Source organism: Streptomyces mirabilis, assembly GCF_039503195.1.
Lineage (GTDB): Bacteria > Actinomycetota > Actinomycetes > Streptomycetales > Streptomycetaceae > Streptomyces > Streptomyces mirabilis_D.
In genome coordinates, this window is sequence record NZ_JBCJKP010000001.1 from 5,690,730 (window position 1) to 5,706,491 (window position 15,762).

A 15,762-nucleotide genomic window follows, 5' to 3' on the forward strand; every position below is an offset into this window, starting at 1 on the left:
CGGCCCGAGGGCGCCCTCGCCCCACACCCGTTCCACGGTGAACCGCGCTGCGACCTGGGTGAAGCGCCCTCGAAGACAAGTCCTGACTCACGGCGGCTGGACTTTCGTCCGGCTCCGAGGCGCGAGATCCTGGTACTCCGACCGTGGACCAGCGAAGCGCGACGGGTACCGTCGCGCCTTCCCGAAGGAGGCCGGGCGATGAATCACTCGTCGTGCCGTGACCGCAGAAGAGCGACAGCACCGCCGCGGCTCCCCCGCCGGGCCAGGAACGCACGAAGACTGAGCGCTGCCGCCGCCGTGGCGGCGGTGCTTCTGGTGGGCTGTGACACGGGCACTTCCAAGGCGTCCCCGCACTCCAGTGCTCCCGGCGTGTCCCTCGCCCCGTCCGCCACGCCTTCCCACTCCCGTTCGACCTTCGCTCCGGCCCTCACCACCGCCGCCACCGCGTGTACCAACAGCTCGAAGCTGGCCGGGTGGTCGAACCGTCGGCTGGCCATGCTGACCATCGCCGTCCCGGTGTCGGAGACCTCGGTGTCCGATGCCACGTCCGAGGTGAGCGCCGGTGCGGGCGGTGTGCTGCTGTTCGGCAGCAAGGCGCCGTCCGACCTGGGCTCCCGGCTGACCACCCTGAAGTCCCATGTGCCCGGTCACCTGGGCCTGTTGGTGATGACCGACGAGGAGGGCGGCGGCATCCAGCGCATGGCGAACCTCGTCGGGTCCCTGCCCTGGCCCGCGTACATGGGCGCGCACTGGACCCCGGCCCAGATCCAGCAGAACGTCACGAAGGTCGCCAAGAAGATGGCGGCAGCCCAGGTGAACATGGACCTCGCGCCGGTCGTCGACGTCGACGGCAGGAACGTGGCCCCCAGCCATACCAACCCCGACGGATGGCGGTCCTTCAGTGGCAACACCTCGGTGGTCTCCAAGGCCGGTGTCGCGTACATGAACGGGTTGCGCGCCGGCGGAGTGATACCCGTCGTCAAGCACTTCCCGGGCCTCGGCGGCTCCACTTACAACTCCGACTTCGGCCCCGCCCGCACCCTGCCCTGGTCCACCCTGCAGAAGGTGGGCATCCCGCCGTTCACAGCGGCCATCAAGGCCGGTGCCCCGGCCATCATGGTCTCCAACAACATCGTGCCGGGCCTGGGTACCAATCCGGCGAGCCTGTCACCCACCGCCATCAGCTCCGAGCTGCGCGGCAAGATGGGATTCAAGGGGCTGGTGGTCACCGACTCGCTCAGCGCCAAGGCGATCTCCGCCGCCGGCTTCAGCGTCCCCGCCGCAGCCGTCCAGGCCCTGCGCTCCGGCGCCGACATGGTCTTGTTCGACCTGGGGAGCAACGTCAGCTCCCAAACGTCCTCGATCGCCACGGCGATCACCAATGCGGTGACCGGCGGACACCTCTCCCGCAGCCGCCTCATCGACGCGGCGGGGCACGTCCTGGCCGTCCGGCACGTGAATCTCTGCTCCTGAGCCCGAGCCTGTGAGGGCGGCCGTGTCGGCAGCGGAGACTCCCAGGTCACTGCGGCAGGTCAGTCGATCGTCCTGATCGTGGTGGCCCGCGACTCGTGACGGTGAGGACCTGAGTCGGTGAGCCTGCCCGCGTCATGGTTCCCCGTCAGCTACTCAGGTCGGCTCTGCACGTCGCCGCTGTAGCGGGTGGAAATGATCGTTTGGTCCATGAGCTGCATGGCGAAGAAGAGGCCGAGCATCAGCTCTCCCCAGCCCCAAGGCGTGGCCGTGCGATCGAGCCTCTGAGCCAGGGGAACAGCCAGTCCGTCGTCACGGCCGCCAGGCCGGCTCGAAGCAGATCGTCACGGCCAGGATCGCCAGTGCCCATTCAAAGGTGTCCATGACCGAAGACCCATCCCTCGCCATGTCGGCTGTGCGACTCGTTCCAGCAGCGTAGAGAGCGTGCCAGGCCAGTCATACGACGGGAATGGACCGCGGCGGTTGATTTCTCCCAGCGCCTCTCCCGGGGCGAACGGTCGCGACATTGCGGCGCGCACCGACGCGCACTGACGCGACAAGGGAGGACAGACAAGGGAGGGCAAGGGAGTACTAGAGCACGATGATCACGAAACCTCCGTTGTTGAAGAAGCGGTGGTGGTCGAAGCGGTGATCGAAGCGGAAACCGTGGTGGTCGAAGCGCTGGTCGAAGCAGCGTCCGCCCCAGTCATCGTGGCCGTCGCACCAGTTGGTGGTCACCTGGGTGTGCACGGCAGGGGCTGCTGCGGCGGCCGTGCCCGCTGCGCCGATCGCAGCGCCGCCGGCCATCAGAACGCCGACCGCGGACATCGCGGCGAGACGCCTCGCGCGTTGTGCTCGCATGATGGATGCACCTTCTCCTCCATCGTCTCGCGCAGCTCTCAGCGGCACGAGAGGGACAGCCGCAGCCGAAGGGGAGGAGCGGCGCGGTCGCTGACGTCGCCTCGCACGGACGGGAACACGTCTTGCAGCCAAGATCCCCTCTGCACGAGAAGCAGTCGACCGGGGCGTATCCCCGGGTTGCAGCTCTCTTATCAGTACGTCGACGGCGCCCATTTGGATTGCCGCGTCGGCAGAAAATCCACGAAGGGTCTCCCACCTCACGGGCTGTGCCACACGGCCAGGACGCGCATGGAGGGGTTTCGCGCTCCGCGGGGGCGACGCGCGGCTACTCGGCGTCGAGCTGGTGGTCGGCCCAGATGTAGCTTTCGGGGAGCAAGTCGGTGATGAGGACGGTTCGGATGCGGTCGTCTTCGCCGACGATGACCTTGAGGGCAGGGAAGTAGTCGAGAAGGACCTGACGGCACCGGCCGCACGGGGGACAACTCCCCGGTCGCGGTCGCCCACGGCAACGATCGTGTCCAGCTCGTAGGCGCCCTGGGCGGCTGCCGCGCCGATGACGACCATCTCGGCGCAGGGTCCTCCCGTGAAGTGGTAGGCGTTCACCGCCGTGACGATCCGGCCGTCCCGGGCACGGGCCGCGGCCGCCATGGTGTGGTTGTCGCCCTGGCAGCGAGTGCGAGCGACGTCCGCCGCGGCCTGGACGAGTTCGTGGTCGACGGGGTGGATCTGCGTGGTCATCTTCTCTGCCTTCGTCAGGTGTCAGGCGACGTTGACCCGAGTGACGATGGTCTGCAAGCGAATTCGACGATGTTGGCCTTGGCTCAGTCGCCGACCCGGGTGAGTTTGTCCTTGCCCAGGTCCAGGGCGGCGAACAGGTGGCGCTGTGCCCGCGGCACCCCTGATGCGGACATCCCCGTCCAAATCTAGACTGGCAAAGGCGTAGAAAGCACTGGATTAGGGAGAAATGTGCCATGGCCAAGCGAGGGAACAAGCGACGCAGCCGTAAGAAGAAGAAGGCCAATCACGGCAAGCGTCCCAACGCCTGAGCCAACCGAGCAGAGGGCCGCGGGGCCCCTTGTCTTCACCGCCCGGATCGAGGTCAAGGACTGGGGTCCCCGCACCCGTGTGTGGTTTCCCGTGTGAACTCACTGAGCGGGGAAAGTGAGCCGCAGAACGATCTCACCGTCGTCCATCTCCCCGGTGGGCTCGAACCCAAACTCCTGGTAGAAGGGCAACGGTTCGCCGTCGCCGGGCTCGTAGCTGGTCAGCAGCTCGGTGGCGCCGTCCGCGCGAACCAGGGCGGCGATCTGAGTGAGCGCCTCTCGGCCGATCCCTCGTCGCTGGTACCGCTTGTCGACGAGGAGGCGCCAAATGAAATGCCGCCCTTTGAAATGACCGGACGGCGGCTTCCACGACAGCATCACGAAGCCGACTGGCTCGTCGCCACGGTACACGGCGCGATACCAGGGATTGGCCTCCGGTTTCTTTGCCGCCTCCTTGAGCGACTTGGACACAGAGGCGACGAACTGCTTCTGGTCACGTCGGACCCGGAGGGCACGTACGGCATCCCGGTTTGCGTCGGTGATCTCCCGTAGGTGCACACCTGGGGACCTCATGCCACACCCCTTCCGCATCCGGCAGCCGCGCCATCCGAACCGGCGTGAAGGTGCGTACGCGTTAACGAGGTCGCCAGTTGGGACGTCTTCGCAGCGTATTCGACACAGGCGATCCGGAGCGTGACTGGCACGCCGGACTGTGCCCGCGTCCGAGGCGGCTCGTGGTGGAGCGTTGCGCCGAAGCTCTCTGGCAGCAATTCGAAGATCAGGGCCGGGAACGGCTCGCCGCTGACGACGAGTGGGACGAGCACGGGCTCGTCTTCTCCTCGGCCGTGGACAGGCCGCTCGACGCGACCAGCGTCCGCTCAAGGACGTCGACGGGATCAGCGCCGACGAGTGGACGCCTCGGGATCTCCGGCACAGCTTCGTGTCCCCGCTCTCCGACCGGGGCGTCCCGCTGGAAGAGATCTCCCGACTCGTCGGCCCTCCGGCCCGTGATCCAGGCCGGCACCGTGGTGATGGACGGCATCTTCGGCGCCATCCAGCAGCGGTAGTAGGCGCCGCAGGAATCGATAGTCACGAGGATCGGCACGCAGCAACGCCAGAGGGCCCTTACCGATCCGGTAAGGGCCCTCTGAACTGCTATTTAGCTGTCGGGGTGGCGGGATTTGAACCCACGACCTCTTCGTCCCGAACGAAGCGCGCTGCCAAGCTGCGCTACACCCCGATTGTCACTGCTCTCGCGGCGACGTCGTTTACTTTAGCCCACCGGTGGCCGGAGACGAAATCCGGTTTTCGGGGCGTCGGCTGCCGTGGCGGAACGGGTCGGGGCGGACGTGGTCCAGGGCGATGACGAGGAGGGCGAGGGCGTAGAAGGCGACACCGAGGATCGCGGTGTTGCCGAGGATGCCCACGTAGCCGTGCCGGTCGACGTCCACGAAGGAGTAGAGGTAGCGCGCCGGGGTGCCCGGCGGCAGGATCTCTCCGCGGACGAGGGAAAAGACCAGGTAGGCGAGAGGGTAGACAAGCCACGTCGTCGCATGCCGGACGGCGAACGGCGCCGGGCGGGTCAGCAGGAGCCAGTCGATCACCGCGGCGATGGGGATCACCGTGTGCAGGATCTGGTTCGACACCGCCTGCCAGCCGGTGTGCGGAGCGATGCCCCCGGTCATGGAGAAACCGCTGGAGGGGTCCGCCAGGATCAGGTGGTAGACCAGGCCCGTGATCGAGATGTAGAGCAGCGTGCCGCCCATGAGGGCCGCGGGCAGCGGGCGACGCGCCGTCCGTGCCCGCCGGGCCGAGGCGACGAAGACCACCGCCACCAGCAGGGTGGCCTGGATGGTGAAGTAGCTGAGCACGTGGAGCGGACTGCCCAGGCGCATCTCGATGGCCACACCCGCGGCCGCGACGAGGGCGACCAGGAGGCGGAAGGCGGCCACCAGGGGGCGGCGTACGGGGGCCACCACTGCCGTCGCCGGGACGATGAAGGGGGTCGGCGGGGGGATGCCCGGTATCGCGGGCAGGTCGGGTATGTCCCTGGGGATCGGGGGGATCGTGTCCCCACGCTAAGCATAGGGGGCGAATCGGGCGATATGGGTCACCCAGGCGGGTGACGGCCGAGCGTGGACCCGCGCCCCACCAACGTCATCAACAACATCAAGCTCTGATCGACCCGATCGACCCGATCGACCCGCACGGCGGCCGTCGTCCTGGGCGCCGCTTCCGATCGCCCCCCCACACACACCCGCCCCCTACGCCCGACCGCCGCACTCCGGCCGACCCGCATCCATCCGGTCTACCGCCGTCCGGCCTACGGCCGAGCGACCAGCGTCAGCAGTGACGCCTCCGGCGGGCACGCGAACCGTACCGGCGTGTAGCGGCTCGTACCGCAGCCCGCCGAGACGTGCATGTACGACGTCCGCCCCTCCGCCGTGTGCGTGGACAGGCCCTTCACGCGGTCGGTGTCCAGGTCGCAGTTGGTGACGAAGGCGCCGTAGAAGGGGAGGCACAGCTGGCCGCCGTGGGTGTGACCGGCCAGGATCAGGGGGTAGCCGTCCGCCGTGAACGCGTCGAGCGTACGCAGGTACGGGGCGTGGACCACGCCCATCGAGAAGTCGGCCGACTCCGACGGGCCGCCGGCCACCCGCGCGTACCGGTCCCGCTTGATGTGCGGGTCGTCGAGGCCGGTCAGCTCGATCTCGCCGCCCTCTATCTTGAGCGTCCCCCGGGCGTTCGTCAGGTTCAGCCAGCCCGCCGTGTCGAAGCCGTCGCGCAGGTCTTCCCACGGGTTGTGGATGACGCCCACAGCCGGCTTGTTGCCGTTCAGACCATGGCGGCCCTGGGACTTCTCCAGCAAGTACAGGGCGGGGTTGCGGAGTTTGGGGCCGTAGTAGTCGTTCGAACCGAAGACGTACGCACCGGGGAACTCCATCAACGGGCCGAGGGCGTCCAGGACTTCGGGGACGCCCTCCGGGTCGGAGAGGTTGTCCCCGGTGTTGATGACGAAGTCGGGGCGCAGCCCGGCCAGGGAGCGCAGCCAGCGCTGCTTCTTGCGCTGACCGCTCACCATGTGGATGTCGGAGACCTGGAGGACGCGGAGCGGCCGCATGCCTCGTGGCAGGACCGGGACCGTCACCCGTCGGAGGCGGAACGAGCGGGTCTCGAAACCCGCCGCGTACAACAGTCCGGCGGCGCCCACCGCCGTGATTCCCAGGGGTACTCCGTATCGCGCGCGCATACGTCCATCGTGTCAGACCCCGACAGCCCCGCGTGCCGCCCGGTGGACAACCTCGAACCTGTGGACAGTCTCGCGCCCATCCGACGGCGTGTCCCGGGGCGCGGCACGGAAATCAGCAGGCGACCGCCGCACCACACCTGCGACAATCGACGGCATGACCACGCTCAAGTCGAAGCTGCAGGAAGACCTCAACGCCGCCATCAAGGAGCGCGACGAGCTCCGCTCCGCGACGCTCCGGCTGACCCTCGCCGCGATCACCAAGGAGGAGGTCGCCGGCAAGACGAAGCGCGAGCTCTCCGACGACGAAGTACAGAAGGTGATCACCCGCGAGGCGAAGAAGCGCCGCGAGGCCGCGGACGCCTTCGCGCAGGGTGGGCGTCCCGAGTCGGCCGAGCGCGAGAAGGCGGAGGGGGAGGTCCTCGCCACGTACCTGCCCAAGCAGCTGTCCGACGAGGAGCTCCAGCAGATCGTCGGGCAGGCCGTCGAGGAGGCCAGGGCGGCGGGTGCCGAGGGGCCGCGCGCCATGGGCCAGGTCATGAAGATCGTGAACCCGAAGGTCGCGGGGCTGGCCGAGGGCGGCCGTGTCGCCGCCGTGGTCAAGAAACTGCTCGCGGGCTGAGTCCAGAGGGACCGGAACCAGTGGTGGAAGACCAGAACCAGTAGCAGACGCGGTACCCGGACCGGTACGAGTACCAGTACCCGTACTCGTACCGGCACCCGGATCCGTATCCGCACCAGCACCGGCATCCGCCAGCACCCGTATCCGCACCAGCACGCGCATCCGTGTCCGCCAGTACCCGAATCCGCACGAGCACCCACACCCGTACCCGCGCCACCCGCTCACCAAAAGCCGTCGGCCTCGGTGCTCCCGATCGGGGGAGCGCCGAGGCCGACGGCCGTGCTGTGCCGTTCTCTGTCAGCGGTCGTGACGGGGTGGGTTACCCGTGACGACCCCCGTTGCCGTTCTGACCCTGGATGAAGCCCGAGGGGAGCGAGAACGTCGGCGTCGGGAACCCGCCACCGTTCGTGCTACCTGTGGCGCCGGTGATGGTGTTGCCGCCGATCGTGTTCCCGTTGACGGTGTTGCCGTTGGTGGTGTTCCCACCGTTCGCGTTGCCGCCGTTGTTCCCGTCGGTCGGGCCATGGCCGTTGTCCTTGGGCTTCTCGTCGGGAATGTCGACGAGGTTGAAGGACGGGGAGTCCTTGCCCACGAGGGCGCCGGTCATGGCGTCCTTCCAGATGGGGCCTGGCACCTGACCGCCGTAGACGAGGTCGTGGTAGACGCCGCCGATGCGGATGCCGGTCATCTTGACGTTCTGCTTGGGGCTGCCGACCCAGACCGCGCCCGACAGGTTCGGCGTGTACCCGACGAACCAGGCGTTCTTGCGCTCGTCCGTCGTACCCGTCTTACCGGCGTTGTCGCGGTCGGAGAGGCCGGCCTGCTGGCCCGTACCGGAGTCGATCACGCCCTGGAGCAGCGTGTTGACGGTGTCCGCGGTCTTCTCGGACATGGCCCGCGAGCAGGTCGACTTCGGGACCTCGAGCGACTTCTCCCTGCCGTCGGCCTTCTGGGTGATCGACTCGATGGCGATCGGCGTGCAGTACATGCCCCGGGAGGCGAAGGTCGCGTACGCGCTCGCCATGGTCAGCGGGGAGATGCCCTTGGAGCCGAGGGTGATGGCGGGCACCTCGGGCAGCTTGTCGCCATTGCCCTGCACGACGTGCAGCTTGTCGGTCATCTTCACCACGGGGCAGATGCCGATGTCCGAGATCATCTGCACGAAGTAGGTGTTGACCGACTTGGCCATCGCCGTCTTCAGCGCGTACGGGCCCTTCTCCTCGGTGCTCTCGTTCGACAGCTTCTCGTTGGTCAGGTTGGTCCAGGGCTTGCTGCTGCACGTCTGTACGGGGCTGGGGTAGGCCATCTCGTACGGTGACGGGTACTGCTGGGTCGCCGGCCGGCCCTCCTCCAGCGCGGCCGCGGCCACGAACGGCTTGAAGGTCGAACCGGTCGGGAAGCCGTAGTTCGAACCGCCCATGTCACGGTCGACCGAGTAGTTGTACTCCGTCTCGTTCTTCCCGTAGCCGTACGGCCTCGACTGGCCCATGCCGACGATCTTCCCGGTGCCCGGCTCGACCAGGGTGGCCGCCGTGGCGACCGAGTCCGACTTGTTGACGTGGGACTTGATCGAGGACTGCACCGACTTCTGCGCCTGCGGGTCGAGCGTCGTACGGATGGTCAGGCCGCCCTGGTTCCAGAGCTTCGCCCGGGCCTCCTTGGTCGTGCCGAAGACCGGGTCGGTGAGGAACACGTTCTCCACGTACTTGCAGAAGAAGCTCGCGCCCTTGACCGCCGTGATGCAGCCGTTCTTGGGCTGGCTGACCTTCAGGCCGAGCTTCGCCTCCTTGGCCTGGTCGGCCTCCTGCGGGGAGATGTCGTGCACCTCGGCCATGCGCTGCAGCACGGTGTTGCGGCGCTTGGTGGCCTCCGCCTCGTCGTTCACCGGGTCGTACCGGCTGGGCGATTGGACGATGCCCGCCAGCAGCGCCGACTCCTGGAGGTTCAGGTCCTTGGCGGGCTTGGAGAAGTAACGCTGGGCGGCGGCCTCGATGCCGTAGGCCTGCTCGCCGAAGAACGTGATGTTCAGGTAGTTCTCGAGGATCTTCTTCTTGCCGAGCTTCTCTTCCAGCTGGATCGCGTACTTGAGCTCGCGGACCTTGCGGCCGAGGGTCTGCTGGGTGGCCTGGGCGACCTTCGTCGGGTCGTCGCCGGCCTCCTCCACGAAGTAGTTCTTCACCAGCTGCTGGGTGAGCGTGGAGGCGCCCTGGGCGACCCCGCCGTTCTGCGCGTTCTGGTTCAGGGCGCGCAGGACGCCCTTCAGGTCGATCGCGCCGTGCTGGTAGAAGCGGGAGTCCTCGATCGCGACGATCGCCTTCTGCATGTACGGCGAGATGTCCTTGAGGTCGACCACCGTGCGGTCGCGCGAGTACACCGTCGCGATCTGACCGCCCTTGCTGTCCAGGATGGTGGTGCGCTGACTCAGCGCGGGACTCTTCAGGTTGTCGGGAATCTCGTCGAACCCCTGGACGGAACCCTTGGCCGCGAGACCGAGCGCGCCCGCTGCGGGCAGCGCGATTCCGGCCATGACTGCTCCAGCGAGCACGCTGACACCGAGGAACTTGGCGGCCTGTTGCGTTGGCGACAGACCACCGCCCGAGCGCTTCTTTGGCATAGGGGCAGCCTACGTTCTCATTCGCCGGACACGCGTATATGCCTTGGCCTAAGCTGCTCTCAACTGTCACAGCAGTATGGCCACGTATCAATACGTCCGGCGACCCCGAATCGTTCCGGAGGGTCCCCAACTTTTTTGGGGAGGTCGTGTCCGAATCAGCCTCATGCGTCACCAGGCGTCCGTTGTGACTCAACTGAACTGTCCCGGTTTGCCGGGATACTCACGTATGTCCGCCGCTCACTCCCCCGGGTGATCTGCCGCTTACGCATAGTCCGTTCGGGCCATTCAAGATTGGGCCCGCAGGGGGTGTTGCGCTGTGCCTGCCTTCCGTAACGTCCTCAACTGGCGGCGGTGAATATGCCGCTGCCGCCGTGGGGGAGCCTCGATTCGGGAGAGGACGGCGCCGGTATGGGCTGGGTAACCGACTGGAGTGCGCAGGCGGCCTGCCGCACTACCGATCCGGATGAACTGTTCGTTCAAGGAGCAGCGCAGAACAGGGCGAAGGCAGTGTGCACCGGATGTCCGGTACGCACGGAGTGCCTTGCCGATGCGCTCGACAACCGCGTCGAATTCGGCGTGTGGGGTGGCATGACGGAGCGGGAGCGTCGCGCATTGCTGCGCAGGCGTCCCACCGTCACCTCGTGGCGTCGCCTGCTGGAGACCGCGCGTACGGAGTACGAGCGCGGCGCGGGCCTGCTGCCCCTCGATGAGGAAGAGGTGTACGAGCGCTACGCGGCGGTGGGCTGAGGGCGCCACGGAGGGCGTCCCGCGGGGCCACCTCGGCCCGCGCCGGACCCACCCGCCGCCTCAGACCCGCTCACCGCCTCGGGACCCACTTGCCTCAGGCCATCTCGGGCCGGCCACGGGCTCATGACCATGAGCTCACGACCACGAGCTCAGAACTCAGAGCACATGACTCAGAGCACATGACTCAGACCCGGCCCCGGGCCCGTGGACGGCGCCGCTCAGGCGTCGGTTTCAGGCAGCTCCGGCCGGTTGGCCGCGAGCCGGTCTCCGATGTCCCGCAGTCCTGCGAGATCGTGTACGTCGCCGGGCAGTGCGGCCACTTCGGCAACCGCCACCTCCGGGTGGAGTGCGGCGAAGCGGTCACGCGTGCGCTGCTCGCGGGAGAGCAGCTGCATGCGCTCGGCGTGCAGCCTCAGCAGGCCTGCGGTGAGTTGTTCGACGGTCCGGTGCCCGTGCGACGGAGCGCCGGTCGGTGCGTCGGTCGTGTCCGCGGCGTCTGTGCTGTCCGTGGCGGCGGGGGAGCCTTCATCGGAACCGTCGGAGCCGGCTGGACCTTCGGAGCCGTCGGGAGCTGATGTCTCGGAAGCGGGAGATTCTGAACTGCCGTACGTGTCGGGAGAGTTACGAAGTCCAGCTTTCCCGTCCTCCTGATCCACAATGCGGGCGTCGTCAAGATTTTCTACAGCCCTGGATTCAAGATCTTCCGCGGCCTCGGCATCGAGGTTCTCCGCGGCCGCGAGCGCCCGCTCGGCGGAGAGGTGGGCGGCACCGCTGCCGTGCACCCGGTTGAGTACGAGACCGGCGAACGGCATGTCCTCGGCCGCCAGCCGCTCCACGAAGTACGCGGCCTCGCGCAGCGCGTCCCGCTCCGGGGCCGCCACCACCAGGAACGCCGTCCCGGGTGCCTGGAGCAGCTTGTACGTGGCGTCCGCGCGCGTACGGAAGCCGCCGAACGTCGTGTCCATCGCCGCCACGAACGTCTGCACGTCCTTCAGGAGTTGTCCCCCCAGCAGCTTCCCCAGGGTGCCGGTCATCATCGACATCCCGACGTTCAGGAACTTCATCCCCGCCCGCCCGCCCAGCTTCGCCGGCGCGGTCAGGAGCCGGATCAGCCGTCCGTCGAGGAAGGACCCGAGCCGCTTGGGCGCGTCCAGGAAGTCGAGCGCCGAGCGGGACGGCGGCGTGTCGACGATGATCAGGTCCCACTCGTCCCGGGCCCGCAGCTGCCCCAGCTTCTCCATCGCCATGTACTCCTGCGTGCCCGCGAAGCCCGCCGAAAGCGACTGGTAGAAGGGGTTGTTCAGGATCACGGCCGCCCGCTCGCCGTCCGCGTGCGCCTCGACGATCTCGTCGAACGTGCGCTTCATGTCGAGCATCATGGCGTGCAGCTCGCCGCCCGCGGAGTCGTCGATGCCCTTCACCCGGCGTGGCACGTTGTCGAGGGAGTCGATGCCCATCGACTGCGCGAGCCGGCGCGCCGGGTCGATAGTGAGAACGACCACCTTGCGGCCCCGCTCGGCGGCGCGCAGCCCCAGGGCCGCCGCCGTGGTCGTCTTGCCGACGCCGCCCGAGCCGCAGCACACCACGATGCGGGTGTCGGGGTCGTCGAGCAGTGGGTCGAGGTCGAGTACGCGGGCCGGGTCCAGACTCATGAGATCCCTTGAGTGCGCAGTTCCGTGGCGAGCTCGTACAGGCCCGCCAGGTCCATTCCCTCGGCGAGCAGGGGGAGTTCGTGCAGCGGGAGGTCCTGCTCGGTCAGGACGGCCCGCTGCTCGCGCTCCAGGGTGTGCCGTTCGGCGTACTCCTCGGCCTGTTCCAGGAGAGGCCCGACGAGCCGCTCGGCGTTCCCGCCGCGGCGGGCGCCGCCGAGCCCGGCCGCGGACAGGGACTTGGCGATGGCGCTGCGCGCGACGTCGCCCGTGAGCTCCAGGTCGACGTCGTCCAGGAGCGCGGGCCGTACCATGTTCACGATGATCCGTCCCACCGGCAGCTTCGCCGCCCGCAGCTCGGCGATGCCGTCCGCGGTCTCCTGGACGGGCATCTCCTCCAGCAGCGTCACCATGTGCACCGCCGTCTCCGGCGACTTCAGGACGCGCATCACGGCCTGCGCCTGATTGTGTATCGGCCCGATCTTGGCGAGTCCCGCGACCTCGTCGTTGACGTTCAGGAAGCGGGTGATGCGGCCTGTGGGTGGCGCGTCCATGACGACGTAGTCGTACGCGAACCGCCCGCTCTTGTCCTTCCTGCGGACTGCCTCGCACGCCTTCCCCGTGAGGAGCACGTCCCTGAGACCGGGCGCGATGGTGGTCGCGAAGTCGATGGCGCCGAGCTTCTTCAGGGCCCGGCCGGCGCCGCCCAGTTTGTAGAACATCTGGAGGTAGTCCAGAAGGGCCAGTTCGGGGTCGATGGCGAGGGCGTACACCTCCCCGCCCCCCGGAGCGACGGCGATCTTCCGCTCCTCGTAGGGCACCGCTTCTGTTTCGAAGAGCTGCGCGATGCCCTGTCTGCCCTCGACCTCGACGAGGAGGGTGCGCTTGCCCTCGGTCGCGAGGGCGAGCGCGAGGGCCGCGGCTACCGTGGTCTTGCCGGTACCGCCCTTGCCGCTGACGACCTGGAGCCTGCTCACGTCTTCGAGCCTAACCAGTCCGCCGCCGTACTACGCAGGAGGCTGTGGACAACGTGCGCGCGAGACCCCCCGCGGCAACGACTACAGTCGGCGACATGACCAAGTGGGAATACGCAACCGTGCCGCTGCTCGTCCATGCCACGAAGCAGATTCTGGACACCTGGGGCGAGGACGGCTGGGAGCTCGTCCAGGTCGTGCCCGGGCCGAACAACCCCGAGCAGCTGGTGGCCTACCTGAAGCGCGAGAGGTCGGCATGAGCGGCGCCGTCGAGGCGAAGCTCGCGGAGCTCGGTCTGACGCTGCCGGGCGTCGTACCGCCGCTGGCCGCCTATCAGCCCGCCGTGCAGTCCGGCGTGTACGTCTTCACGGCGGGGCAGCTGCCGATGGTGGACGGCAAGCTTCCGCTCACCGGCAAGGTGGGTGCGGAGGTCACGGCCGAGGAGGCCAAGGACCTGGCCCGCATCTGCGCGCTGAACGCGCTGGCCGCGGTCAAGTCCGTCGCGGGCGACCTCGACCGCATCGCGCGTGTCGTGAAGGTCGTCGGCTTCGTGGCCTCGGCCTCGGACTTCACCGGCCAGCCGGGTGTCCTGAACGGCGCGAGCGAGCTCCTGGGCGTGGCCCTGGGTGACAAGGGCGTCCACGCCCGCAGTGCGGTCGGCGTGGCGGTCCTCCCGCTGGACGCCCCGGTCGAGGTCGAGATCCAGGTGGAGCTGACGGAGGCGTAGGCGGTCGGGACCGGTGGCGGTTTTCTTCGCCCCCGCCGCCCCCACCCCCCGGCCCGGGGATCCCCATGGGCCCCTCGAACATTCGCCCGGCTCGGGATAGCCTCCGGCCATGGCGAATGGGCAGTGGTATCCACCGGAGTGGCCCGAGCGGATCCGCGCGCTCGCGGAGGGCACGCTGATCCCGGTGCCCCCCAAGCGCGCGGCCACCGTCATGCTGCTCAAGGACACCCCCACCGCCCCCGTGGTGCACATGCTGCGCAGACGCGCCTCCATGGCCTTCGCCGGAGGCGCGTACGCGTATCCGGGCGGCGGCGTGGACCCACGCGACGACGAGCACCAGATCCGCTGGGCGGGCCCCACGCGCGCGTGGTGGGCGAACAGGCTCGGCACCGACGAGACGTCCGCCCAGGCCGTCGTCTGCGCGGCGGTCCGCGAGACGTACGAGGAGGCCGGTGTCCTGCTGGCCGGGCCCACCCCGGACACCGTGGTCGGCGACACCACCGGCGAGGACTGGGAGGCGGAGCGCGCGGCCCTGGTCGCCCGTGACCTCTCCTTCGCCGAGTTCCTCGACCGCCGCGGACTCGTGCTCAGGTCCGACCTCCTGGGCGTCTGGACCCGCTGGATCACCCCGGAGTTCGAGACCCGCCGCTACGACACCTGGTTCTTCGTGGCCGCACTCCCGGAGGGCCAGCGCACCCGCAACGCCTCCACGGAGGCCGACCGCACGGTCTGGATCCGCCCCGCGGACGCGGCGGACGGGTACGACAAGGGCGAGCTCCTGATGATGCCGCCCACCGTCGCGACCCTGCGCCAGCTCATCCCGTACGACAGCGCCGCCGACGTCCTCGCCGCCGCGCCCGCCCGTGATCTGACCCCCGTCCTGGCCAAGGCCCGCCTGGAGAACGGCGAAGTCGTCCTCGCCTGGCCGGGCCACGACGAGTTCACCAAGCACATCCCGACCGGTGGAGCCCCCGCATGACCGACGCCGCAGCTCTCCCCGGCCAGCCGCGAGGCGGGGTCCTCTCCGGCTCCGCCACCCCGCGCGCCGTCAACGTGCTCGCGCCCAACGCGTCCGCGATGACCCTGGACGGCACCAACACCTGGATCGTCTCCGAGCCGGACTCCGACCTGGCGGTGGTGATCGACCCCGGGCCCCTGGACGACGTGCATCTGCGCAATGTCGTGGACACCGCCGAGAAGGCGGGGAAGCGGGTGGCGCTGACCCTGCTGACGCACGGGCACCCCGATCACGCCGAGGGCGCCGGGCGGTTCGCGGAACTGACGGACACGAAGGTGCGGGCGCTGGATCCGGCGCTGCGGCTCGGGGACGAGGGGCTGGCGCACGGGGACGTCATCGCCGTGGGCGGGCTCGAACTGCGTGTCGTACCGACCCCGGGCCACACCGCCGACTCGCTGTGCTTCCATCTCCCGGCCGATCGGGCCGTCCTGACGGGTGACACCATCCTCGGCCGCGGTACGACCGTCGTGGCCCACCCCGACGGCCGTCTGGGCGACTATCTGGACTCGCTGCGGCGGCTCAGGTCCCTCACCGTGGACGACGGCGTGCACACCGTGCTGCCGGGGCACGGGCCCGTCCTGGAGGACGCCCAGGGCGCCGTCGAGTTCTACCTCGCCCACCGCGCCCACCGCCTGGCCCAGGTCGAGACGGCGGTCGAGAACGGCTACCGGTCGCCGGCCGAGGTCGTCGCGCACGTGTACGCGGACGTGGACCGCTCGCTGTGGCCGGCGGCGGAGCTGTCGGTCCGGGCCCAGATGGACTACCTCCGGGAACACGGCCTCATCTAGGC

15 protein-coding genes, 1 tRNA gene and 2 pseudogenes are annotated in these 15,762 nt (G+C 68.8%); 9 read left to right on the forward strand and 9 right to left on the reverse strand.

The annotated features are described in order from the left end of the window. The first annotated feature begins 369 nt into the window (after positions 1-369). Positions 370-1,473 carry a glycoside hydrolase family 3 N-terminal domain-containing protein gene (locus AAFF41_RS26360; RefSeq protein ID WP_319750263.1) on the forward strand — a complete coding sequence of 368 codons (1,104 nt, stop codon included), beginning with the start codon at positions 370-372 and terminating at the stop codon, positions 1,471-1,473. Between the two features lie 588 nt (positions 1,474-2,061). On the opposite strand, the gene AAFF41_RS26365 is transcribed toward AAFF41_RS26360, so the two are convergent. Together AAFF41_RS26365 and AAFF41_RS26370 are read right to left on the reverse strand one after the other, a co-directional pair. Continuing rightward, positions 2,062-2,331: a hypothetical protein gene (locus tag AAFF41_RS26365; protein WP_319750264.1), complete on the reverse strand. Its 270-nt coding sequence runs from the start codon at positions 2,329-2,331 to the stop codon at positions 2,062-2,064. A 325-nt stretch (positions 2,332-2,656) separates the two neighbouring features. Continuing rightward, a pseudogene (locus AAFF41_RS26370) lies at positions 2,657-3,069 on the reverse strand (cytidine deaminase family protein). A gap of 233 nt (positions 3,070-3,302) precedes the next feature. Here AAFF41_RS26370 and AAFF41_RS51670 point away from each other — a divergent pair. Then, complete coding sequence (locus AAFF41_RS51670) at positions 3,303-3,377, forward strand: 50S ribosomal protein bL37 (RefSeq protein WP_101896790.1); 75 nt, start codon at positions 3,303-3,305, stop codon at positions 3,375-3,377. A gap of 99 nt (positions 3,378-3,476) precedes the next feature. On the opposite strand, the gene AAFF41_RS26375 is transcribed toward AAFF41_RS51670, so the two are convergent. Then, a complete protein-coding gene (locus AAFF41_RS26375; RefSeq protein ID WP_319750265.1) occupies positions 3,477-3,845 on the reverse strand; it encodes a GNAT family N-acetyltransferase in 369 nt (122 codons plus the stop codon). A 272-nt stretch (positions 3,846-4,117) separates the two neighbouring features. Between AAFF41_RS26375 and AAFF41_RS26380 the strand changes: the two are divergent. After that, positions 4,118-4,441, forward strand: a pseudogene (locus AAFF41_RS26380) (site-specific integrase); the annotation flags it as partial. Between the two features lie 99 nt (positions 4,442-4,540). Here AAFF41_RS26380 and AAFF41_RS26385 read toward each other — a convergent pair. From AAFF41_RS26385 to AAFF41_RS26395, 3 genes are all read right to left on the reverse strand, one after another. Next, a tRNA-Pro gene (locus AAFF41_RS26385) sits at positions 4,541-4,614 on the reverse strand. 28 nt (positions 4,615-4,642) lie between these two features. Further along, positions 4,643-5,326, reverse strand: coding sequence for a Pr6Pr family membrane protein (locus AAFF41_RS26390; protein ID WP_343324716.1), 684 nt, complete (start codon positions 5,324-5,326; stop codon positions 4,643-4,645). Between the two features lie 371 nt (positions 5,327-5,697). After that, the gene (locus AAFF41_RS26395; RefSeq protein ID WP_319750313.1) at positions 5,698-6,624 is read right to left on the reverse strand and encodes a metallophosphoesterase; all 927 of its coding nucleotides are present in this window, start codon (positions 6,622-6,624) and stop codon (positions 5,698-5,700) included. Between the two features lie 154 nt (positions 6,625-6,778). Between AAFF41_RS26395 and AAFF41_RS26400 the strand changes: the two genes are divergently transcribed. Further along, positions 6,779-7,243: a GatB/YqeY domain-containing protein gene (locus AAFF41_RS26400; RefSeq protein WP_060901596.1), complete on the forward strand. Its 465-nt coding sequence runs from the start codon at positions 6,779-6,781 to the stop codon at positions 7,241-7,243. A gap of 319 nt (positions 7,244-7,562) precedes the next feature. On the opposite strand, the gene AAFF41_RS26405 is transcribed toward AAFF41_RS26400, so the two are convergent. Further along, the gene (locus tag AAFF41_RS26405) at positions 7,563-9,857 is read right to left on the reverse strand and encodes a transglycosylase domain-containing protein (RefSeq protein ID WP_319750314.1); all 2,295 of its coding nucleotides are present in this window, start codon (positions 9,855-9,857) and stop codon (positions 7,563-7,565) included. Between the two features lie 408 nt (positions 9,858-10,265). On the opposite strand from AAFF41_RS26405, the gene wblA reads away from it, so the two are divergent. Next, positions 10,266-10,604 carry a transcriptional regulator WblA gene (gene wblA / locus AAFF41_RS26410; RefSeq protein ID WP_028799159.1) on the forward strand — a complete coding sequence of 113 codons (339 nt, stop codon included), beginning with the start codon at positions 10,266-10,268 and terminating at the stop codon, positions 10,602-10,604. 218 nt (positions 10,605-10,822) lie between these two features. Here the strand turns inward: wblA and bagB are convergent, their stop codons facing one another. Both bagB and bagA read right to left on the reverse strand, forming a co-directional pair. Then, positions 10,823-12,256, reverse strand: coding sequence for an ATPase BagB (bagB, locus tag AAFF41_RS26415; RefSeq protein WP_343324717.1), 1,434 nt, complete (start codon positions 12,254-12,256; stop codon positions 10,823-10,825). Next, positions 12,253-13,230: an ATPase BagA gene (gene bagA / locus AAFF41_RS26420; RefSeq protein WP_343324718.1), complete on the reverse strand. Its 978-nt coding sequence runs from the start codon at positions 13,228-13,230 to the stop codon at positions 12,253-12,255. The genes bagB and bagA overlap by 4 nt, the downstream gene beginning before the upstream one ends. A 95-nt stretch (positions 13,231-13,325) precedes the next feature. Here bagA and sp36 point away from each other — a divergent pair, with 95 nt between their 5' ends. The 4 genes from sp36 to AAFF41_RS26440 all read left to right on the forward strand — a co-directional run bounded on the left by sp36 (position 13,326) and on the right by AAFF41_RS26440 (position 15,760). Further along, positions 13,326-13,487: a Sp36 family protein gene (gene sp36, locus AAFF41_RS26425; protein WP_143608830.1), complete on the forward strand. Its 162-nt coding sequence runs from the start codon at positions 13,326-13,328 to the stop codon at positions 13,485-13,487. Beyond that, positions 13,484-13,954: a RidA family protein gene (locus AAFF41_RS26430; protein ID WP_319750317.1), complete on the forward strand. Its 471-nt coding sequence runs from the start codon at positions 13,484-13,486 to the stop codon at positions 13,952-13,954. Before sp36 ends, AAFF41_RS26430 begins: the two co-directional genes overlap by 4 nt. A gap of 109 nt (positions 13,955-14,063) precedes the next feature. Continuing rightward, positions 14,064-14,933 carry an NUDIX hydrolase gene (locus AAFF41_RS26435; protein ID WP_319750318.1) on the forward strand — a complete coding sequence of 290 codons (870 nt, stop codon included), beginning with the start codon at positions 14,064-14,066 and terminating at the stop codon, positions 14,931-14,933. Continuing rightward, positions 14,930-15,760 carry an MBL fold metallo-hydrolase gene (locus AAFF41_RS26440; protein WP_054237403.1) on the forward strand — a complete coding sequence of 277 codons (831 nt, stop codon included), beginning with the start codon at positions 14,930-14,932 and terminating at the stop codon, positions 15,758-15,760. The genes AAFF41_RS26435 and AAFF41_RS26440 overlap by 4 nt, the downstream gene beginning before the upstream one ends. The last annotated feature ends 2 nt before the right edge of the window (positions 15,761-15,762 follow it).